The organism is Flavobacterium sp. (assembly GCF_027490375.1).
GTDB lineage: Bacteria > Bacteroidota > Bacteroidia > Flavobacteriales > Flavobacteriaceae > Flavobacterium.
The window spans coordinates 1-19,775 of record NZ_JAIXYH010000047.1 but is presented as its reverse complement, the minus strand read 5'-3'; the positions used below and the strand labels follow the sequence as shown (position 1 = coordinate 19,775).

The 19,775-nt window shown below is 42.0% G+C and carries 15 protein-coding genes; 10 read left to right on the top strand and 5 right to left on the bottom strand.

The genetic code is table 11. The features are described from left to right. Nucleotides 1-37: 37 nt before the first annotated feature. The 3 genes from Q0064_RS05550 (at nt 38) to Q0064_RS05540 (ending at nt 6,336) form a co-directional block, all read left to right on the top strand. Entirely contained in the window at nt 38-2,815 is a 2,778-nt protein-coding gene (locus tag Q0064_RS05550; protein WP_298145524.1) for an aminopeptidase, read from the top strand. 637 nt (nt 2,816-3,452) lie between these two features. Next, complete coding sequence (locus Q0064_RS05545; protein WP_298145521.1) at nt 3,453-5,813, top strand: alpha-ketoacid dehydrogenase subunit alpha/beta; 2,361 nt, start codon at nt 3,453-3,455, stop codon at nt 5,811-5,813. A gap of 4 nt (nt 5,814-5,817) precedes the next feature. After that, complete coding sequence (locus Q0064_RS05540; protein ID WP_298145518.1) at nt 5,818-6,336, top strand: hypothetical protein; 519 nt, start codon at nt 5,818-5,820, stop codon at nt 6,334-6,336. A gap of 209 nt (nt 6,337-6,545) precedes the next feature. On the opposite strand, the gene Q0064_RS05535 is transcribed toward Q0064_RS05540, so the two are convergent. Both Q0064_RS05535 and Q0064_RS05530 read right to left on the bottom strand, forming a co-directional pair. Continuing rightward, nucleotides 6,546-7,325: a sulfite exporter TauE/SafE family protein gene (locus tag Q0064_RS05535; protein WP_298145515.1), complete on the bottom strand. Its 780-nt coding sequence runs from the start codon at nt 7,323-7,325 to the stop codon at nt 6,546-6,548. Nucleotides 7,326-7,328: 3 nt separating this feature from the next. Beyond that, the gene (locus Q0064_RS05530; RefSeq protein ID WP_298145512.1) at nt 7,329-9,305 is read right to left on the bottom strand and encodes a dehydrogenase E1 component subunit alpha/beta; all 1,977 of its coding nucleotides are present in this window, start codon (nt 9,303-9,305) and stop codon (nt 7,329-7,331) included. Between the two features lie 194 nt (nt 9,306-9,499). Here Q0064_RS05530 and Q0064_RS05525 point away from each other — a divergent pair, with 194 nt between their 5' ends. Genes Q0064_RS05525 through Q0064_RS05505 form a run of 5 tightly spaced genes read left to right on the top strand, consistent with a single transcriptional unit; the run spans nt 9,500 to nt 13,497 of the window. After that, complete coding sequence (locus tag Q0064_RS05525; protein WP_298145509.1) at nt 9,500-10,450, top strand: 2-oxoglutarate and iron-dependent oxygenase domain-containing protein; 951 nt, start codon at nt 9,500-9,502, stop codon at nt 10,448-10,450. 53 nt (nt 10,451-10,503) lie between these two features. Then, complete coding sequence (locus tag Q0064_RS05520) at nt 10,504-10,833, top strand: translation initiation factor (protein ID WP_298145506.1); 330 nt, start codon at nt 10,504-10,506, stop codon at nt 10,831-10,833. A gap of 2 nt (nt 10,834-10,835) precedes the next feature. After that, a complete protein-coding gene (locus Q0064_RS05515) occupies nt 10,836-11,705 on the top strand; it encodes a nucleoside phosphorylase (protein ID WP_298145503.1) in 870 nt (289 codons plus the stop codon). Beyond that, a complete protein-coding gene (locus Q0064_RS05510; RefSeq protein ID WP_298145500.1) occupies nt 11,702-12,550 on the top strand; it encodes an ABC transporter substrate-binding protein in 849 nt (282 codons plus the stop codon). The genes Q0064_RS05515 and Q0064_RS05510 overlap by 4 nt, the downstream gene beginning before the upstream one ends. 14 nt (nt 12,551-12,564) lie before the next feature. Next, on the top strand, nt 12,565-13,497 hold the full coding sequence (locus tag Q0064_RS05505) for a transglutaminase family protein (protein WP_298145496.1): 933 nt from the start codon (nt 12,565-12,567) through the stop codon (nt 13,495-13,497). A 6-nt stretch (nt 13,498-13,503) separates the two neighbouring features. Here Q0064_RS05505 and ung read toward each other — a convergent pair whose 3' ends face one another. Then, nucleotides 13,504-14,175, bottom strand: a complete 672-nt coding sequence (gene ung, locus Q0064_RS05500; protein ID WP_298145493.1) for a uracil-DNA glycosylase — start codon at nt 14,173-14,175, stop codon at nt 13,504-13,506. Between the two features lie 107 nt (nt 14,176-14,282). Between ung and Q0064_RS05495 the strand changes: the two genes are divergently transcribed. Together Q0064_RS05495 and Q0064_RS05490 are read left to right on the top strand one after the other, a co-directional pair. Beyond that, the gene (locus tag Q0064_RS05495; RefSeq protein ID WP_298145490.1) at nt 14,283-16,448 is read left to right on the top strand and encodes a DNA mismatch repair protein MutS; all 2,166 of its coding nucleotides are present in this window, start codon (nt 14,283-14,285) and stop codon (nt 16,446-16,448) included. After that, complete coding sequence (locus tag Q0064_RS05490) at nt 16,445-16,876, top strand: DCC1-like thiol-disulfide oxidoreductase family protein (protein WP_094486365.1); 432 nt, start codon at nt 16,445-16,447, stop codon at nt 16,874-16,876. The genes Q0064_RS05495 and Q0064_RS05490 overlap by 4 nt, the downstream gene beginning before the upstream one ends. An 11-nt stretch (nt 16,877-16,887) precedes the next feature. Here the strand turns inward: Q0064_RS05490 and Q0064_RS05485 are convergent, their stop codons facing one another. Both Q0064_RS05485 and aroC read right to left on the bottom strand, forming a co-directional pair. Next, nucleotides 16,888-18,135, bottom strand: coding sequence for a cation:dicarboxylase symporter family transporter (locus Q0064_RS05485; protein ID WP_298145485.1), 1,248 nt, complete (start codon nt 18,133-18,135; stop codon nt 16,888-16,890). Nucleotides 18,136-18,303: 168 nt separating this feature from the next. Then, nucleotides 18,304-19,371, bottom strand: a complete 1,068-nt coding sequence (gene aroC / locus Q0064_RS05480; RefSeq protein ID WP_298145483.1) for a chorismate synthase — start codon at nt 19,369-19,371, stop codon at nt 18,304-18,306. Between the last annotated feature and the right edge of the window lie 404 nt (nt 19,372-19,775).

Here is a 19,775-nt window from a genome sequence, read left to right as displayed (position 1 = left end):
GAGTTTTTGTACTTGGCTATAGGCTATTCCCTAAAACATGTTGCTATTGCAAAGAGCTTTACGAATTGCTTTATTATTGTTTTCCGTTGTTGCCTGGTCGCAGCACCAAACTTCTATTGTAGCAACCGTAATAATCGAAAAAAAGATTGTTGACGTCAAACAATCATTCACCTACCAAAACGATTCGCAACAGCCACTTACCGAACTTATTTTCTACAATTGGAATAACGCATATTCACAAAAGAAATCGGCACTAACCCAACGATTTTCCGACGAGTTTGTGCGCAGTTTCTTTCTTGCCGGTCGAGCAGAAAAAGGATACACGCGAATAAATGCCATTACAGGAGCCGTTGCGAGCTACTCCGAAATGGGCAACGGAAAAGATTTGCTAAAAATTGTTTTAAAAGAGCCGCTCTTACCGGGAAAATCCGTCGAACTTAATTTCGATTACCAACTTCGAATTCCATCCGCAAAATTCAATGGCTTCGGCTACGAAAAAAACGGTAGTTTGCTGCTGCGCGACGTATTCTTAATGCCAGCCGCCCTTAAAGACGGTCGTTTCTTGGCCTACGAAAACGACAACGGTTCCGACGCTGCCGTAGCACCAACTCATGTACATTTCACCGTTAACAATCCGTATCAACTCGAATTAACAACCGATTTGATTCCAACCAGTGAAAACGTTTTCATTCAAAACAACAGTAAAAACTTCGATTTTTTCATCACAGCAAAAAACCGATTCACCACGGTGCAGCACAACGATTTAATGGTTGTAACCGACATTAAGCTCAGCGGAAAAAACGAATTCGAGAAAATCATTTCGATGAATCGCATCATCGATTTTACCGAAAATTTCCTTAATAGAAATCTGCAAGGAAAAATTTTGGTTACCAAGGCCGATTACGACCAACGACCTTTTTACGGACTTAACCAACTTCCAAAATTCTTGCGTCCGTTTTCCGACGAATTTGTTTTCGAAATCCAATTTGCAAAAGTATTCATTCAAAAATATCTTGAAAAAAATACGGAGATTGACAAACGCACCAATGGTTTTCTGATCGACGGGATCGCTCATTACATGCTTATGGCATACATCGACCAGTTTCATTCAAATCAAAAAATGCTCGGCCGATTAAGTCGATTTAAACTTTTGTCGAGTTTCAACCTTTCAAAGGTGTCTTTCAACGAGCAGTTTCATTACCATTACTTATTAATGGCGCGTAAGAACTTAGATCAAGCACTAAATTTGCCCGCCGATCAGCAAATTAAATTCAACCACAATATCGCCAATCGAGCAAAGTTTGCTACAGTATTACGATATTTAGATGGCTATCTCGAAAACAGTACCGTTACAGAAAGTATACGTGAATTTCTCGCACAAAAAGAACAATCTTTCGAATCGTTCAAGAGCATTTTGTCTCAAAAATCAAAGAAAAAAACAGACACTATTGTTGAAAATCTGATTACAAAAAGAGATGCAACCGATTTCATTTTCAGTGATATAAAAACCGAAAACGACAGTGTGTCTTTTAGATTACAGTCAACTAGTAACGTCTCGTATCCAGTTCCCGTTTACCTGCTACGTAAGAACCAGATCATCGACAAGAAATGGTTATGGACGAACACCGACACCATTTACAAGCTTCCAAAAAATGGCGCCAAACGTCTTGCGATAAATTACAAAAACGAGTTCCCGGAGTACAACCTACGAAACAACAGTACTTCTATCGATAATTCATTGCTCAATAAGCCCTTTAGTTTTGCGATAATGAAAGATCTTGAGGCGCCGTTCTACAACCAAGTGCTTTATGTGCCTTCGCTGTCTTATAACCTGTACGACGGTATTTCGCCTGGACTGCGGTTTCACAATAAAACCATGCTCGACAAGCCGTTTAATTTCGACGTGAATCCAATGTATTCACCAAACACACAACGACTTATTGGACATTTCTCTTTTGCGGGAAACCACAATTTTCGAAACAGTAATTGGTTCAATATACGATATCAGTTCGCCGGTTCGTTTCTTCATTACGCGCCCGACGCATCGTATTTAAAGTTAAATCCAGCTGTTTTTCTACGCTGGCGGAATCCGGATTTCAGAAACAACGAAAAGCAGTTACTTCTGGTCCGTAATGTGTTTTTGCAAAAACAGCCGTACATCTTAAATCCGCCGGACGACGTAAACAACTACAGCGTTTTCAATGTGCGATATGCTTATAGCAAGTCGGAAGTGCTAAAACACTTTTCCTTCACTCCCGACTTTCAACTGTCGCAAGACTTTAGTAAAGTATCGTTAGAGGTTGATTACCGGAAGTTGCTCACCAAAAACCATCAACTTACCTTGCGATTTTTCGGAGGAACGTTTTTATCAAATCGAACAACTTCAGATTATTTTAGTTTTGGTATCGACCGACCGACAGATTATTTATTTGACTACGTATATTACGGCCGATCGGAGAGTACGGGCATTTTCAGCCAACAAATCATTTTAACTGATGCAGCGTTTAAATCTATTCTTCCACAGCGATTTAGCAACCAATGGATCACCTCGCTCAATGCCGGAATTGGTGTTTGGAATTGGATCGAATTATATGGAGATGCTGCTGTTACTAAAAGTAGAAACACCAACGCAACTTTTATTTACGACAGCGGCATACGACTAAATTTAGTAACCGACTTCTTTGAAGTGTATTTGCCTGTAAACTCATCGAACGGCTGGGAAATTGCGCAACCCAACTACCAAGAGAAAATTCGGTTTATAGTTACTCTTGATCCTAAAATCCTATTATCGCTTTTTACAAGAAAGTGGTTTTGATGGCATTTCAGCGAGCACCGTTTCTGCCAGAACACAAAGAGAACCAGACATTGTGTGTTATGAAGTATTCTGTGGAACGTTGTAGCATTTCTAGAAGCTTGTCTCAATGAATTCAACCTTTTACGGATCATATTCCCGGTTCAACCCACGTATCGTCGGTGCCTGAGCTTGTTGAAGGCCGGTGCCTGAGCTTGTCGAAGGCCAATCTTTCTTTTTCTATTTTTCCCATTTTTTCGCTTCCGATAGCTATCGGAATTCGCTTTTGCACCTTCCCCGCGCGAACGGGTGCAGCGCTATCCTTTTGGCGCTAAGCTATTTCCACTGCTGTTTCGCCAAAAGATTTAGCGGAACACGTGACGGCGTGAACAACTTTTGCGCAGCGACGACTCGTTTGCCGGCGCGCCCAAAAAATTAAAAACAAGGCTTTTTTGTATACTTTTCGAGATTTTCTACCGATTTTAGCGGTAAGCCTCAATAAAACAAGTAGTTAAAATGCTAAAATCTCGTAGCTTTTTAACATTCAGAGAACTATTTCTGCAAAATCTAATTTCGATCGGGGACAAAACTGCAATTACAACGTTTTCGCTTTTAACAGATACCGCTTTTCGTTACATTTGTTTTTTCAAGACCTGTGAATATGACAGCATTAGAACACGCTTCAACCCTATCTTTCGAAGATTTCAAAAAAGCCGTTTTAGACGATTATAAATTGGCCGTTACCAGTCGCGAATGCAGCTTGTTAGGACGAAAAGAAGTGCTGAGTGGTAAAGCAAAATTTGGAATCTTTGGCGACGGTAAAGAAGTTCCGCAGCTCGCTTTAGCAAAAGCTTTTCAGAATGGCGACTTTCGCTCGGGATACTACCGCGACCAAACGTTTATGATGGCCATTGGTGCTTTGAATATTGAAACTTTCTTCGCTGGATTGTATGGAAATACCGACTTAAATCTGGAGCCGATGAGCGCCGGACGTCAGATGGGTGGCCACTTCGCTACGCACTCGCTCGACGAAAACGGGAACTGGAAAAATCTCGCTGAACAAAAAAACTCTTCTGCTGATATTTCGCCTACCGCTGGTCAGATGCCGCGATTACTCGGTTTAGCAGAAGCTTCAAAATACTACCGCCAGTTAACCGACTGGGACGAAGCTTCGAAATTTTCAAACCAAGGAAACGAAGTTGCTTGGGGAACCATTGGAAACGCAAGCACATCGGAAGGTTTATTTTTCGAAACCATAAATGCCGCTGGAGTACTGCAAGTGCCGATGGTTATGAGCGTTTGGGACGACGAATACGGCATTTCGGTACACGCGAAACACCAAACTACCAAAGAAAGTATTAGCGAAATTCTAGCCGGTTTTCAGCGCACCGAATCGAAAAAAGGTTTCGAGGTTTTAACTGTTAAAGGTTGGGATTACGCCGCATTGATTAAAACTTACGAAGAAGCCGCTCGCATAGCACGAACCGAGCACGTGCCTGTACTGATACACGTTCAGGAATTGACGCAACCGCAAGGACACTCAACGTCGGGTTCGCACGAGCGTTATAAATCGGCCGAGCGCTTGAAATGGGAACAAGAATTCGACTGTATTCGCCAAATGCGTTTGTGGATGATTGCAACCAATATCGCAAATCCTGAAGAATTAGACGCCCTAGAATCGGACATTAAGAAAGACGTTTTAGAAGGTAAAAAACAAGCTTGGAAATCGTTTTTAGATCCGATTAAAGCTGAAGTTCAGCAACTTTTAGAAATCGTGACGCAAATGCCTGGTTTGAGTCAGGAGCTTATCGACAATATCGCCGATCTGAAAGCAACGCGCGAACCTATTCGAAAAGATATTTTAAGCTTGGCGCGAAAAATACTGCGTAAAACTAGCGCCAATAATGAGCAATTGCGCGCGTGGACTGTTGCTTACGCAGAAAAATGTCAGTTGCTTTTTAGCAGTAATTTGTTTTCGGAAAGCGATAAAAACATTGCATCAATCCCTGAAATTGCCCCGATTTTAGATGCTAATGCAGAAACTGTCGATGCACGAATCGTGCTGCGCGATAACTTCGATGCACTTTTTACAAAATACCCACAGGCGCTTATATTTGGTGAAGATTCGGGAAATATTGGCGATGTTAACCAAGGTTTAGAAGGATTACAACAAAAGTTTGGCGCACACCGTGTGGCCGACGTTGGAATTCGTGAAGCTACAATTCTCGGGCAAGGAATTGGTTTGGCGATGCGCGGTTTGCGTCCTATCGCAGAAATCCAGTACTTGGATTATTTGCTTTACGCGATTCAAATCATGAGCGACGATCTTGCCACCTTGCAATACCGCACCAAAGGAAAGCAGAAAGCCCCCGTGATTATTCGTACTAGAGGTCACCGTTTGGAAGGCATTTGGCATTCGGGCTCACCCATGGGAATGATTATCAATGCTGTGCGTGGGATTCACGTTTTGGTTCCGAGAAACATGACCAAAGCAGCCGGTTTTTACAATGCGTTAATGCTCGCCGATGAACCTGCACTGGTTGTTGAATGCTTGAACGGCTATCGATTAAAAGAGCAACTTCCAGAAAATCCGGGTGAATACACTACACCGATCGGAATTGTAGAAGTATTACGCGAAGGAAAAGACATCACGGTTGTTTCGTACGGCTCGACTTTACGACTTGTACAAGCCGCAGCCACTGAACTTGCTGAACAAGGCATTGAAGTGGAAATCGTTGATTTACAATCGCTTTTACCCTTCGATTTAACGCACATTTGTGGAGCAAGTGTTTCGAAAACGAATCGTTTGTTGGTTGTAGATGAAGATGTTCCGGGAGGTGCCTCGGCCTATATTTTGCAGAAAATAGTTGAAGATCAAAATGCCTATCGTTTTCTCGATTGCAAACCGCAAACACTAACGGCTAAACACCACCGACCTGCATACGGAACCGATGGCGATTATTTCTCAAAACCATCGACTGATGATATTATCGAGAAAATTCTAGACATGTTAGCCGAATAACTTTATGAAACAACTTTTGCTTCTGGCAGTATTGCTTACCAACTTTTTTAGCTTTGCTCAACATTCATTTCCAGAGAGTTGGATTGGTAATTGGAAAGGAGAACTGGAGATTGTTGCGCCTGCGTCGGGTGCTGTGCAAGCAAAATTTCCGATGGAAATAAAAATTGGAACTACTGAAAAGGCAGGAGAATGGTCGTGGACAATTATTTATAATCACAAAGACGTTCGAAATTATCTGCTGCGCATGAAAGATAAAAGTCGCGGTTTGTATGAAATCGATGAATTGAATAAAATTGTCTTAGATCTCGCTGTTTTCGGAAATACCACGGTAAGCAGTTTCGAAGTTGATAAGATGCGTATTGTTGATTTCCACGAACTCAAAGACGGCAAAATGTACTTTTCGTTGATTTCTTACAACGAATCACAAACCAATTTATCGGGAAGCGGAACTGCCGAAATTCCGACGGTAAAAAGTAATGTCGTAACTGCGATGCAGCGCGCCGTTTTAGAACGAGAAAAATAAATTCAGTAACGTGAGTTCGATATAAAAATCACAGTTAGAAATCATTTAAATAGTTGATTACAAGGCGTATTTTCTTTGGGATACCGAAGTATCTCAAAAAAATACAACGACGTAAGCGACTGTTTAAATGATTAGCTATAAATAATAGTGCAATAAAATTATTAGTATCCAATCTATAGTTTTCATTTCAAGCGATCTAACAAAGGTTTTTATCTCGAACTCACGTTAAGAAGCAATACGAATCCGATCAGCAAGATAATTAACGCCAAGATTTTCTTGAGGAAGAAAACGTCGGCTCGCGATTGAAAACGCAATCCAATAAGCATTCCGGCGAGTGTTAGTGTCGTAAATGTAATCAGTAATTGCAAGTCGGGAATTTGCATTTGCGATAAATCGGCGATAAACCCTACTAAACACTGTACTCCAACTAGCGTTAAGCTCATTGCTGTAGCTTCTTTGAATGTCAATCCTCCAAAAAAGAGCAAAGCGGGTACTATTAGAAATCCGCCGCCAGCGCCCAAAAATCCTGCTGTAAACCCGATTAGAAATCCGAGTACCAACAAAATTCGCGCTGATGTTCGCTGCGTTCGAGCGCCTTTATTATTTCGCAACAATAGAATTGCCGCTGCAAGCATTAACAACGAAAAAAGAAACACCAGCAAATCGCCCCGTTTAATGGAAAGACTTGCAAACAGAATATTTTCGGGTATGCGTGGTAAAACGAACGAACGCGCAACAACGACACCTAAACTGGACGGAATTCCGAATAAAAACAGTTTTTTCCAAACGATATTTCCGGCAAACATCTGCTTGACACTTCCAACAATCGCCGGCACGCCAACAATAAAAAGCGAATAGGTTGTCGCTAAAATGGGTTCTAAACCAAAGAAGAAAATTAGTGCAGGAAGTGATAAAATACTTCCGCCGCTACCGAGTAATCCTAAACTTACTCCGATTAAAACGGCGGCGATGTATCCTGCAATTTCCATTTTTTAATACGCTAATAGCTCTTGAATTTGCATTCTAAAGCGCGATTTCGGTAAATACTGATCTTCTAGAACTTTAGTGAACGGAATCGGCGTTTCCAAACTGCCCACACGCAACACCGGAGCATCTAAGTATTGGAAACAATTTTCCATAATCATTGCCGATAAATCGCTCGCAAAACCACCAAAAATAGAATCCTCTTGAAGAATAATGCAACGAGAAGTTCGCTTAACCGACTCAAAAATCGTTTCCGTATCCAGCGGTTGTAACGTGCGTAAATCAATAACATCAATATCTGTTAGTTGTAGTTCGTCAATTACTTCTAAAGCCCAATGAATACCGGCGCCAAAACTTAAAACGGTAAGTCTGTTTCCGCTTCGAAGTGTGGCTGCTTCTCCTAAGGGAATGGTGTAATAGGATGTCGGTACATCTTGATAAACAGAGCGATAAAGCAATTTATGTTCAAAATAAATTACTGGATTCGGATCGGCAATCGAGGTGTTCAACAATCCTTTTGCATCGTACGGAAAGGCAGGATACACCACTTTAAGTCCGGGAGTTTTTGTAAACCAAGCTTCGTTAGTTTGCGAGTGGAAAGGTCCGGCTTGAGTGCCGCCGCCGCAAGGCATACGCACAACAACGTCGGCGTGTTCACCCCAGCGGTAGTGCGACTTCGCGAGTAGATTCACAATCGGATTAAATCCTGTGGAAACAAAATCGGCAAATTGCATTTCAACCACCGCTTTGTATCCGTTAATACTTAATCCCATTCCGGCACTTACAACGGCGCTTTCGCAGATGGGCGTATTTAAAATTCGTTCTTTTCCAAATTTCGCAACAAAACCGTCGGTGATTTTAAAAGCTCCACCGTATTCGGCAATATCTTGACCCATGATCACCGAATTCGGAAAACGCTCGAACGATTGCGACAAACTTTCAGAAATGGCGTCTACAAAACGAATATTTTTCACTTCAGCTTCAGGCGCAGTAATCGCTAATTCAAACGGCTTATAGACATCGTTTAGCTCTTCTTCCAAAACGGCTTCAAAATCAGGTTCCGAAATGGCTGCTTGCCAATTAGTGTCGATTTCAGATTTTAAAGCTGCGCTGATTTCCGCTTCTAATTCCGGATTTAAAACAGCATTATCTGTGAGGTATTTTCTAAAATTAGCAACCGGATCTTTCGCAGCCCAAGCATCCATTAGTTCTTGTGGTACGTATTTGGTTCCGCTGGCTTCTTCGTGTCCGCGCATGCGAAACGTCTTGAATTCGAGCAAGACCGGACGCGGATTCTCCATCATCGAGTGCTTCAAATCTTTCAACAAATGGTAAATATCTAAAATATTGTTTCCGTCGACGATGTAACTTTCCATACCATAACCTGCACCGCGATCGGCTAAATGTTCGCAATTGTATTGTTCGTTAGTTGGTGTCGATAATCCGTAGCCGTTGTTTTCAATAACAAACATTACAGGAAGCTTCCAAACGGATGCAATATTTAAGGCTTCGTGAAAATCGCCTTCCGAAGTTGCACCTTCACCCGTAAAAACTGCAGTTACTTTTTTCTCTTTGCGAAGTTTGTGTGCAAGGGCAATACCATCGGCTATTCCCATTTGTGGACCCAAATGCGAAATCATTCCAATAATTTTGTGCTCTTGCGTTCCGAAATGGAAACTGCGGTCGCGACCTTTAGTAAAGCCCGAGCGTTTTCCTTGCCATTGTGCAAACAACTTCTGCAGCGGAACTTTTCGCGTAGTAAACACCCCTAAGTTTCGGTGCATCGGTAAAATGTATTCATCTGCATCTAAAACCGAAGCAATTCCCACAGAGATAGCTTCTTGACCAATGCCACTAAACCATTTGGAAACTTTTCCTTGGCGAATAAGAATGAGCATTTTTTCCTCAATCATTCGCGGAAGCAATAAACTTTTGTAAAGGGAAATTAATTCTTGATCGCTGAGCGTTTTTCTATCGAAGTGCATAGGGTTTTGAGTCGTTTTTTAACGAGCGTAAAAGTAGGTATTTTATCAACTTCAATCGATGTAGTTAACAAGGTAAATTAGCGTTTTTTTGTTTTGACCGATTGAAAAACTCGGTTGCTGATGCTGCTTCAAATACTGAAAATACTATCTTTGTTTAAGAGCTTCGGCTCGATTATCGAAATTTTTAAAAGACTATGCAAAACATTCCAAGTGTTGACCTGCGTGATTTCCTTTCGGAGAACCCGGAACGCAAACAAAAATTTGTAAATGAAATCGGAAAAGCTTTTGAAGAAATTGGCTTTGTAGCCTTAAAAGGGCACTTTTTAGACGATCGTTTGGTAGACGATTTGTACAGCGAAGTTCGACAGTTTTTTGCACTTCCCGTAGAAGTGAAAGAAAAGTATGAAATTCCTGGAATTGGCGGACAACGCGGTTATGTTTCCTTTGGAAAAGAACACGCAAAAGGAAGAAAAGAAGGCGATTTAAAAGAATTCTGGCACTTTGGTCAGTATGTCGATGAAACTTCGCGCTGGAAAGATGAATATCCAGACAACGTGGAAGTTACGGAGCTTCCAAAATTCAATGAGATTGGAAAAGAAGCTTACAAAATGCTTGAAAAAACCGGCGTATATGTGCTTCGTGCCTTAGCTTTACACTTAGGACTCGACGAAAAGTACTTTGATGAATTTGCGTACGAAGGCAACTCAATTCTTCGTCCGATTCACTACCCGCCTATTACAAAAGAACCTGAAAATGCCATACGCGCAGCCGCACACGGCGATATTAACTTGATTACTCTACTGATGGGCGCGCAAGGAAAAGGCTTGCAAGTGCAAAACCATAATGGCGAGTGGATCGACGCTATTGCGGAAGACGACGAACTTGTTATCAATGTGGGTGATATGCTTTCAAGGCATACCAACAACAAATTGAAATCAACGATTCATCAGGTGGTAAATCCGCCGCGCGAATTGTGGGGAACATCAAGATATTCCATTCCATTTTTTATGCATCCGGTGAGCGACATGAAGCTGAATTGTTTGGAAAATTGCATCGACGAAAACAATCCGAAACTTTACGAAGATATTACTGCTGGCGATTTCCTTAACGAGCGTTTGATAGAATTAGGATTGATCAAAAAATAATATAGAACTTAATCGAAAAAGAGTGCGAATTAGCGTTCGCACTCTTCTTTTTTATGGACTTACAAGAACAACTCAAAAAACTGTTTCCCGATCACCAACCCTTACCTGAGGAAAAAACTGAACCTGAGCCCATTAGCGTTCAATTGCAAAAAGAACCGCTGATTTGTAAATACGAAAAGCGAAAAGGTGCGGCAACTACACTCATTGAAGGCTATGAAGGCAGCGAAGCCGAATTAAAAATATTAGCTAAAGAACTCAAAACATTTCTAGGCGTGGGCGGTAGTGTGAAAGATCATGTAATTATCGTTCAAGGCGATTACCGAGATAAAATAATGCAAAAACTAAAAGAAAAAGGATTTAAAGTAAAACGTGTAGGAGGATAATTATGATAGCAAACTCAGAACTAATATTAAATCCAGATGGCAGTGTTTACCACTTAAATTTACTGCCCGAACATATTGCAGATACCTTCCTATTTGTAGGCGATCAGAACCGTGTGGAAAAAATTACGCGGTATTTTGACCACATCGAATTTTCAACCCAAAAACGCGAGTTTAAAGCACAAACAGGAACATACAAAGGCAAACGAATTACCGTTTTAAGTACAGGTATTGGTCCGGACAATATCGATATTGTACTGAACGAACTCGACGCATTGGTGAATGTCGACTTAAAAACACGTACCGTAAAGTCGGAACTTAAAAAACTGAAAATCATTCGTGTAGGCACTTCTGGAGCGCTCCAACCCGATATTGCAGTAAACTCTTTTGTGGTGTCGCGCTTTGCCGTTGGAACCGACAATATGTTGCGTTCTTACGTTTTGAATGATCAAATTCTTGAAGATTTGTCCGACCATTTCGTTCAACATACAGCTTGGGACTTGCAAAAAGGAAAACCGTACGCGGTAAGTTGCAGCGACGAATTGCTTTCTTGGTTCGATAATCCGAAGTTTAAAAAAGGAATTACGGCAACGGCGGGTGGTTTTTACGGACCGCAAGGACGCGAAGTTCGCTTAACTCCTGCCGATAAATCCATCAATGAGAAATTACAAGGTTTTGGTTATGATGCCATTCCAATGACGAACTTAGAGATGGAAACGGCGGCGATTTACGGACTTTCCGCTTTATTTGGCCACGAAGCCCTGTCACTCAACGCAATTATTGCCAATCGAGCAAACGGTACTTTCAGTGAAAATCCGGAAGAAGCCATCGAAAATTTGATTCAAGAAGTTTTAGCCGTACTCGCCAAGCAATGAAAAAAGTAACGCTCGCCGGAGTTCCCGAACACTTTAATACGCCCATTTTATTAGCTTTAGAAGATGGTGCTTTTGCAGAAAAGGGAATCGATTTACAATTTATTACCGTAAAAGAAGGCACTGGAAAAATGTGCCAAATGCTCGATGCCCAGGAAGCCGATGTGTCGATTTTACTCACCGAAGGCATTTGCAAGCACATCATAAACGGCGGTAAAGCAAAATTGGTTCAGTGGTATACTAAAACACCGCTACTTTGGGGCGTTCATGTGGGATATGCTTCGAAATTTCAAAAGGAAACCGATTTAAAAGGAACTGTTGCTGCAATTTCCAGAAAAGGTTCAGGTTCTGAATTGATGAGCTTTGTACATGCCGCAAATATGGGCTGGAATACAGCAGAAGTGCGTTTTGAAATTGTACATACGATAGACGGAGCCGTGACGGCATTGACCGCTGGAACGTCGGACTACTTTATGTGGGAACAGTTCATGACACAGCCGTTGGTTGATCAAAAAATTTTTAGACGACTTGGCGTTTGCGCATCGCCTTGGCCTTGTTTTGTGATTGCCGCAAACACCAAATTTGCTTCTGAAAATCCGACCGATTTACAAACTGTTTTGGCTGTCATCAATCGTTATACATCGTCCTTTAAAAATCGAGCCACTGCGACAGCAGATATTGCCGAACGCTTTCATTTAGAACCTGCACAAGTACACGATTGGCTTCAGGTAACCGAATGGTCGCAGGAGCAAATTACTTCAGAAACGTTAAACAAAATTCAAAATCAACTCGTTTCATTTAACATCATCGATAAAAAAGGTACATTTGAGGAAATGGTAATTTCTTAATTCGAACGCAGCTGATGTCCACTTCCGTTAACATCAATTTTCAACAACTGAAAAGCAAGCTGCAACTTCCCAAGCCGTGGGATTCGATTATTATTTTCGTGCTCAACATCTTACTCACAATTCCCGTGTTTATTATTGTGCATCAGAATATTATCGATCCGCAATGGCCGTTTCATCTCGATCAAGTTTTTCTCTTCCTAATCATTGTTATCCTTTTTCAATTGTTGCTTCGCGCGCTGCGAACAATCATCATTATTGCCATTTTTGTTTACTTACTTGTTCTACTTTTCGGTACTGTAATCGGCGGTTATGGTTTTAACGCTGTCGCGGAAGATTATCGAGCGATGATGTATAGCATGGCCGACAATCCGAATCCGCAAGATGTGATTATCGCCAAGCTACTCCCCTTTCCAAATAAATCACAGATTTTAGAATCCATCGAATTTAACAATCCAAAAGTTCGAAACTTCGCACTTTACGCCACAACGCAGCATTTTAAAGACGTGAAAGGATATCACAAAGACCGAAGAATGATTCAATGTTTCGCCGTTTTTAAAGAAATTCGAAACCGCTGGAACTACGTAAACGATCCGAAAAATACGGAGTATATTGCAAGTGCTAGCGAATCGCTGGTGCATTTTTCAGGTGATTGCGACGATCATGCAATTTTGATGGCGGCTTGCATTCGTGCCATTGGTGGAACACCGCGATTGATACATACGGGCGGACATATTTATCCTGAAATGCTCATCGGAAAAAAAGCCGATCTTGAACAAGCGAACTATTTGATCAAAAACGTCTTGTTTAAAGAAGAAACACGCGGTAAGGAAATCCACTATCATGTCGACGAACGCGGACAGATCTGGCTCAACCTTGATTATACGGCGCGTTTTCCAGGCGGACCTTTTATGTCTGAGGAAATTCTCGGTGCGCTAACATTGAATTAAACGCACTTACTGCACCCATTTTATCGGTTCTTTTCCGAGGGAAACCAAAATTTCATTGGTCTTGGTAAAATGTTTGTGACCAAACCACTTGCCGTTATTTGCACTTAATGGCGACGGATGCCCAGCTTCTAAAACAAAATGTTTCTTTCGATCGATAAATTTGGCTTTTTTACTTGCGAAGTTGCCCCAAAGCAAAAAGATGATCTGTTCCGTTTCCTCGTTGATGATTCTAATAGTTTCATCTGTAAACTCCTCCCAACCTTTGCGCGAATGCGAGTGCGCTGTACCTCCGCGAACCGTAAGCGTACTGTTTAGTAACATCACACCCTGTTTGGCCCAATGCCGTAGGTTTCCGCTTTTTGGAACGGGAAGTCCGGTATCGCTGTGTAATTCCTTAAAAATGTTCACCAAAGAAGGCGGAGGCGGAATTCGATCGTTTACCGAAAAACACAATCCGTTTGCCTGACCTTCTCCGTGATACGGATCCTGTCCGATAATAACCACCTTAATTTTGTCGATCGGACATAAATCGTATGCCGCAAAGATTTCTGCCTGAGGTGGATAGCAGTGATAAATACGGTAATCACGTTTGAGAAAAGTCAGCAACTGTACAAAATACGGTTTTTCAAATTCGTGCTCTAACTTCTCGCGCCACAACGGATGTATACTCAGATTCATAATTAAGGGTTCCGATTTACTTAAACTGATGCTAATGCTTTCTTAAAAGAGCATAAAGTTATTAATTGCATCGCCGTATCTTTGTTAAAAAATACGAGTAACCGCGAATGTTATCTATAAGCCCAAAAACCATAACCGATTTACAATTTCCAACCATACTCGAAACGCTTGCCGAGAAATGCAATACCGAGCTCGGAAAAGAAAAAGCATTGCAAGTTACACCAATTGCCGATAAACTCGAGCTGCTCAAAGCTTTACAACACACATCAGAATACCGCTCCTCATTCGATAATAACAACGCCATTCCCAATCACGGGTTTGAAAGTATTGTCTCCGATTTAAAAATGTTACATATCGAAGGCAGCATGCTGGAAGTGAGCAGCTTTCGAAAATTCTTGTCGATTTCAGAAACTGCGGCAACTTTAATAAATTTTCTAAAGAAATTCGAAGATTATTACCCAGAATTAGCAGCAAAAGCTAGTGAAATTACTATTTCAAAAGACATCGCTAAACTTATTGATAGTGTGATTGATAAGTATGGCGAAATACGCGATAATGCTTCGCCTGATTTGGTGGAAATACGTCGGAATATGCAACAGGTTCGCGGAAAAGTGAACCAGAGTTTTGGTATGGCGCTCACCCAATACAACAGTTTGGGATATTTAGACGACATCAAGGAGAGTTTTGTGGATAATCGGCGCGTTCTTGCCGTGTTGTCCATGTATCGAAAAAAGGTAAAAGGCGCCATTTTAGGAACGTCCAAAACCGGAAGCATTTCTTACATTGAACCCGAATCGACTTACAAATACTCGCGTGAATTAGCCAATTTAGAATTTGAAGAACGCGAAGAAATTCGACGAATTTTATTGTTACTCACCGCTCAGTTGCGCCCTTTCGGGGAAGTTTTGGGAGCGTATCAAGACTTTTTGAGTGATATCGACGTGATTGCTGCCAAAGCCAAATATGCGCGTAAAATCAATGGCATTCTACCCGAAATCGATAATACGAACCGGCGTGTTTACTTTCGCGAGGCCTACCACCCTATTTTATTTCTGAATAATCTGGCCGAAAAGAAGGTAACCTATCCACAAACGTTTGAGCTTACGCAAGAAAATAGAATCATCGTTATTTCAGGTCCGAATGCAGGAGGAAAAACCATTTCCTTAAAAACCATTGGTTTACTGCAATTGATGTTGCAAAGCGGATTTTTGATACCCGTACACGAACGCAGTTCTACGTTTTTATTTGATCGAATTTTAACAGATATTGGCGACAATCAATCCATTGAAAACCACTTGAGTACGTACTCTTACCGACTCAAAAACATGAACTACTTTTTGCGCAAGTGTAACAAAAACACTTTGTTTTTAATTGACGAGTTTGGTACTGGTTCCGATCCGGAATTAGGTGGTGCTCTAGCAGAAACATTTCTGGAAGAATTTTACCATCGAGATGCTTTTGGGATCATCACTACGCATTACGCCAATTTAAAAATGCTCGCTAATGAACTCCCCGAAGCTACAAACGCTAACATGCTTTTCGACGAGCAATCGCTGGAGCCGATGTTTAAACTGGTTATCGGTCAGGCCGGAAGCTCGTTCACCTTTGAAGTAGCTCAGAAAAACGGCATTCCATACGGTTTGATTAATCGGGCAAAGAAGAAAATCGAGTCGGGAAAAGTTCGTTTCGACAAAACTATTGCCACACTGCAAAAAGAACGCTCGAAAATGGAGCAAACCGCGCAAAGTTTGAAAGAAGTTGAATTGAAAAAACGCGAGGAAAGCGAAAAACTCGAATCGATAAACGCGCGAATCAAACAAAAGCTCGAAAGCTATCAAGAATTATACGATCAGAACCAGAAACTGATATACATTGGTCAGAAGGTCGACGATTTAGCGCTTAAGTACTTTAACTCCAAGAATCGTAAAGAACTTATCGGCGAATTGGTGCGTTTGGTTGAAGTAGAAAATTCGAAACGCAAGAAAATTGCTCCGAAGATTTTACAAGTTGAAAAGAAAAAGCAGGAAAAAACAGCCGCCGAAGTTGCCGTGAAAGTAGACGAAATTCGGAAAGAAAAGAAAGCGAAGAAAGAGAAAGAAATCGTAGAAAAACCGAAAGCAATTTTAAAAATTGGCGACCGTGTACGCATGCACGACGGCCGAGCGGTTGGTGTAATCGACAGTATAGAAAAAAACAAGGCTACGGTAAATTACGGCGTCTTTACCTCGAAAGTTGCAGTTGATTTATTAGAACTTGTAGAAGCAAAAAAATGAGCGAAAGTGTAGTTTCAAGAATTCCGCAAGGGAAAAAGTTAATCTTGTTTGACGGTGTTTGCACCTTATGCGATTCGGCTGTTCGATATGTTATTACTCACGACAAAAAAGATGAATTTCGATTTGCTTCGTTACAATCGGATTTTGGACAACAAATTTTAAAGCACATCGGCATTGACAATCGGCAGATAGATAGCATTGTTTTATACGAGCCTCATGTGGCGTATTACTATAAATCGGCCGCAGCGCTGCAAATCGCAAAAAATCTGGGAGGTATTTTCTCCTTGGCGGGAATATTCCGCATTATACCCACGGGATTAGCGAACATTGTTTACGATTACGTGGCCAAGAATCGATACAAATGGTATGGTAAAAAAGAAGTTTGTGGGATCGACGACGCTAACTTACGTTACAAAATAATAGCGTAAGGTGTATTCGATTAATCCTTTTCCCATTTACCGACGACCGCTGTAGCTAAAGCGTTTCCTAAGACATTGGTGGCGCTGCGGAACATGTCGCAAAAGTGATCAATGGGTAAGATAAGTGCAATGCCTTCAACAGGAATATCGAACATACCACAGGTTGCTGCCACAACAACTAAACTTGCTCTCGGAACTCCCGCAATACCTTTACTGGTGAGCATTAACACCAACAGCATGGTTAACTGCGTGGGTATATCGAGGTGAACGCCGTAAACTTGTGCTATGAAAATCGCTGCAAAAGTCATGTACATCATGCTGCCATCGAGGTTGAACGAATAGCCTAAAGGCAACATAAACGAAACGATTTTGTCTTTGATGCCGAAACGCTCGAGTTCTTCGGTTAATTTTGGAAAAACTGCTTCGCTACTTGTGGTTCCAAAAGCAATAAACAGCGGACCCGTTATGCGTTGTAAAAGCAGTTTCATTTGGCCGCCCAAAAACAGGAAACCAATTAACAGCAATACCACCCATAAACTTCCGATTCCGACCATAAACGAGCCAAAGAACTTTGCATAAGTTAACATCAGTTCGCTGAAATCGCGTACGGCAAATACGCCGGCAATGGCTCCAAAAACTCCGACTGGTGCGAACTTCATGACGTAGTTTACCATTTTAAGAACGATGTGTGAAGCCGTATCAAGCGCTTTGATGATCGGTTTTGAATGATCGCCCATAGAAGCAGCTGCGAGTCCAAAGAAAATTGAAAACACAACGATTTGCAAAATTTCGTTTGTTGCCAAAGCTTCGAACAGACTTTTTGGAATGATGTGTTCGATAAAGTGCTGTGCGGAGAAATCGGCTGTTTTTGCAGAAACTTCGGACGCGGAAGCTGTATCGATATTTCCGAGTGTTAATCCGGCGCCGGGTTCGAGTACGTTAACCCAAATCATACCAATTAGCAACGAAATGAGTGAGGCAGTAAAAAACCAGCCCAGTGCTTTACCACCAATCCGACCAACCACTTTGATGTCGCCCAACTTAGCAATACCTACGATTAGCGTGGTGAAAACAAGTGGTGCAATGATCATTTGAACTAAGCGGATAAAAATCGTTGCTAAGATTTTGATGTAACTACTAAAATCTTTGGCTGCAGTTGCATCGAAGTTTTGGTGAACGAAGATTCCCAAACCGATACCGGCAATCATTGCGATAAGAATTTGTACGGTGAGATTAGCGAAAACGCTCGGCTTTTTTTCTTGTGTCATGATAGTTTGGTTACGATTGCAACAGCCCCGATTGCAGCGAAAAGCGCGCAAAGCCCGTTTTTACAGCTTGCCGATTTTTGCGGGCGACCGAAGGAAGCCTAAAAAAAGCGGTGCAAGCGTAAAAAAGGGGCTGCGTACTTGTAGCGAAAAGCGGGAATAGCTGCCTCATTATATGGAAGATTGTATTTTTTGTAAGAGATAAAAATCGGCTAAAACTAGTGCGGTCATAGCCTCGACGATGGGAACGGCGCGGGGAACGACGCAAGGATCGTGGCGACCTTTAGCTTCCAATACCACTTCTTCGCCCAGGGCGTTTATCGTTTTTTGATCTTGCATGATGGTTGCAACGGGCTTAAAAGCCACTCGAAAGCAAATATCCATGCCGTTGGAAATTCCGCCTTGAATCCCGCCGGAGTGATTGGTAGTGGTAGTGCCGTCGGGCAGAAAAGTATCGTTATGCCGGGAGCCAAACATGCCTGCTGCTTGAAAACCGCTGCCGATCTCGAATCCTTTTACGGCATTTATGGACAACATGGCGCGCCCAAGAGCAGCGTGTAGCTTGTCGAAAATCGGCTCTCCGAGTCCAGCCGGGACGCCTTTTACAATGCAATCGATGACGCCGCCCACGCTATCGCCTTTTTGTTTGAGATCGGTTAATAATTCGAGCATTTGTTGGCTTAGTTCGGGAACGGGGCAACGAATTTCGGACTGATCGACCAGGGATCTTGTGACGTTATTTTGGTACGAATCGGTTTTAATGGAACCGATTTGCGACACGTAAGCGGTTATCTGCACGTTTGGCAAGAGTTGTTCGACTAGGGCACCTGCGGCAACGCGTACGGCGGTTTCACGAGCGGAACTTCGGCCACCACCACGGTAGTCGCGAAAACCGTACTTTTTATCGTAGGTGAAGTCGGCGTGCGAAGGTCGGTATGCGTCTTTAATCTTGTCGTAATCAACTGATTTTTTGTCGGCATTAGGAATGATGAAACCGATGGGAGTTCCGGTGGTTTTCCCTTCGAAGATACCGGACAGGAAAGTAATGGCGTCGGACTCGTTTCGTGGGGAAACCCACTGGCTTTGTCCGGGTCGGCGTCTATTCATCTGATTTTGAATAGCTTGAAAATCGATTTGCAGACCAGCCGGAACGTGATCGAGAATACCACCGATGGCTTCGCCGTGCGATTCGCCGAAGGTAGTAAGCGTGAGCAGAGTTCCGAAAGTATTTGCTGCCATGTTGAAGATTTGGTCAAATATAAGGAATACGGTTGTGAAGTAGATTTGAGATTGGAAATTGGTAGAGAAATTACGGATAAAACGAATGTAACGAACATAGTTGTTCTTGGTTGGATACCGGTCTTCACCCTTTTGCGTTCTTGAATTTTCTTCTTTTCCTACTTTCTCACCAACTTAGTTCCGTGGACCACATAGGCACAGAGGCGACATAGTTTGGTGTGTGAGAAAACTTATTTGTTTCTTCACTTCAGACAGCTTTCGGATTTAACTTTTTTAGCTTCCGATAGCTATCGGAATTCGCTTTTTACATTCTTACTAATTCATTCCGTGGACCACATAGGCACAGAGGTTACATAGGTTGGTTTGGAAAAAACTTACTTGTTTCTTCACTTCAGATAACTATC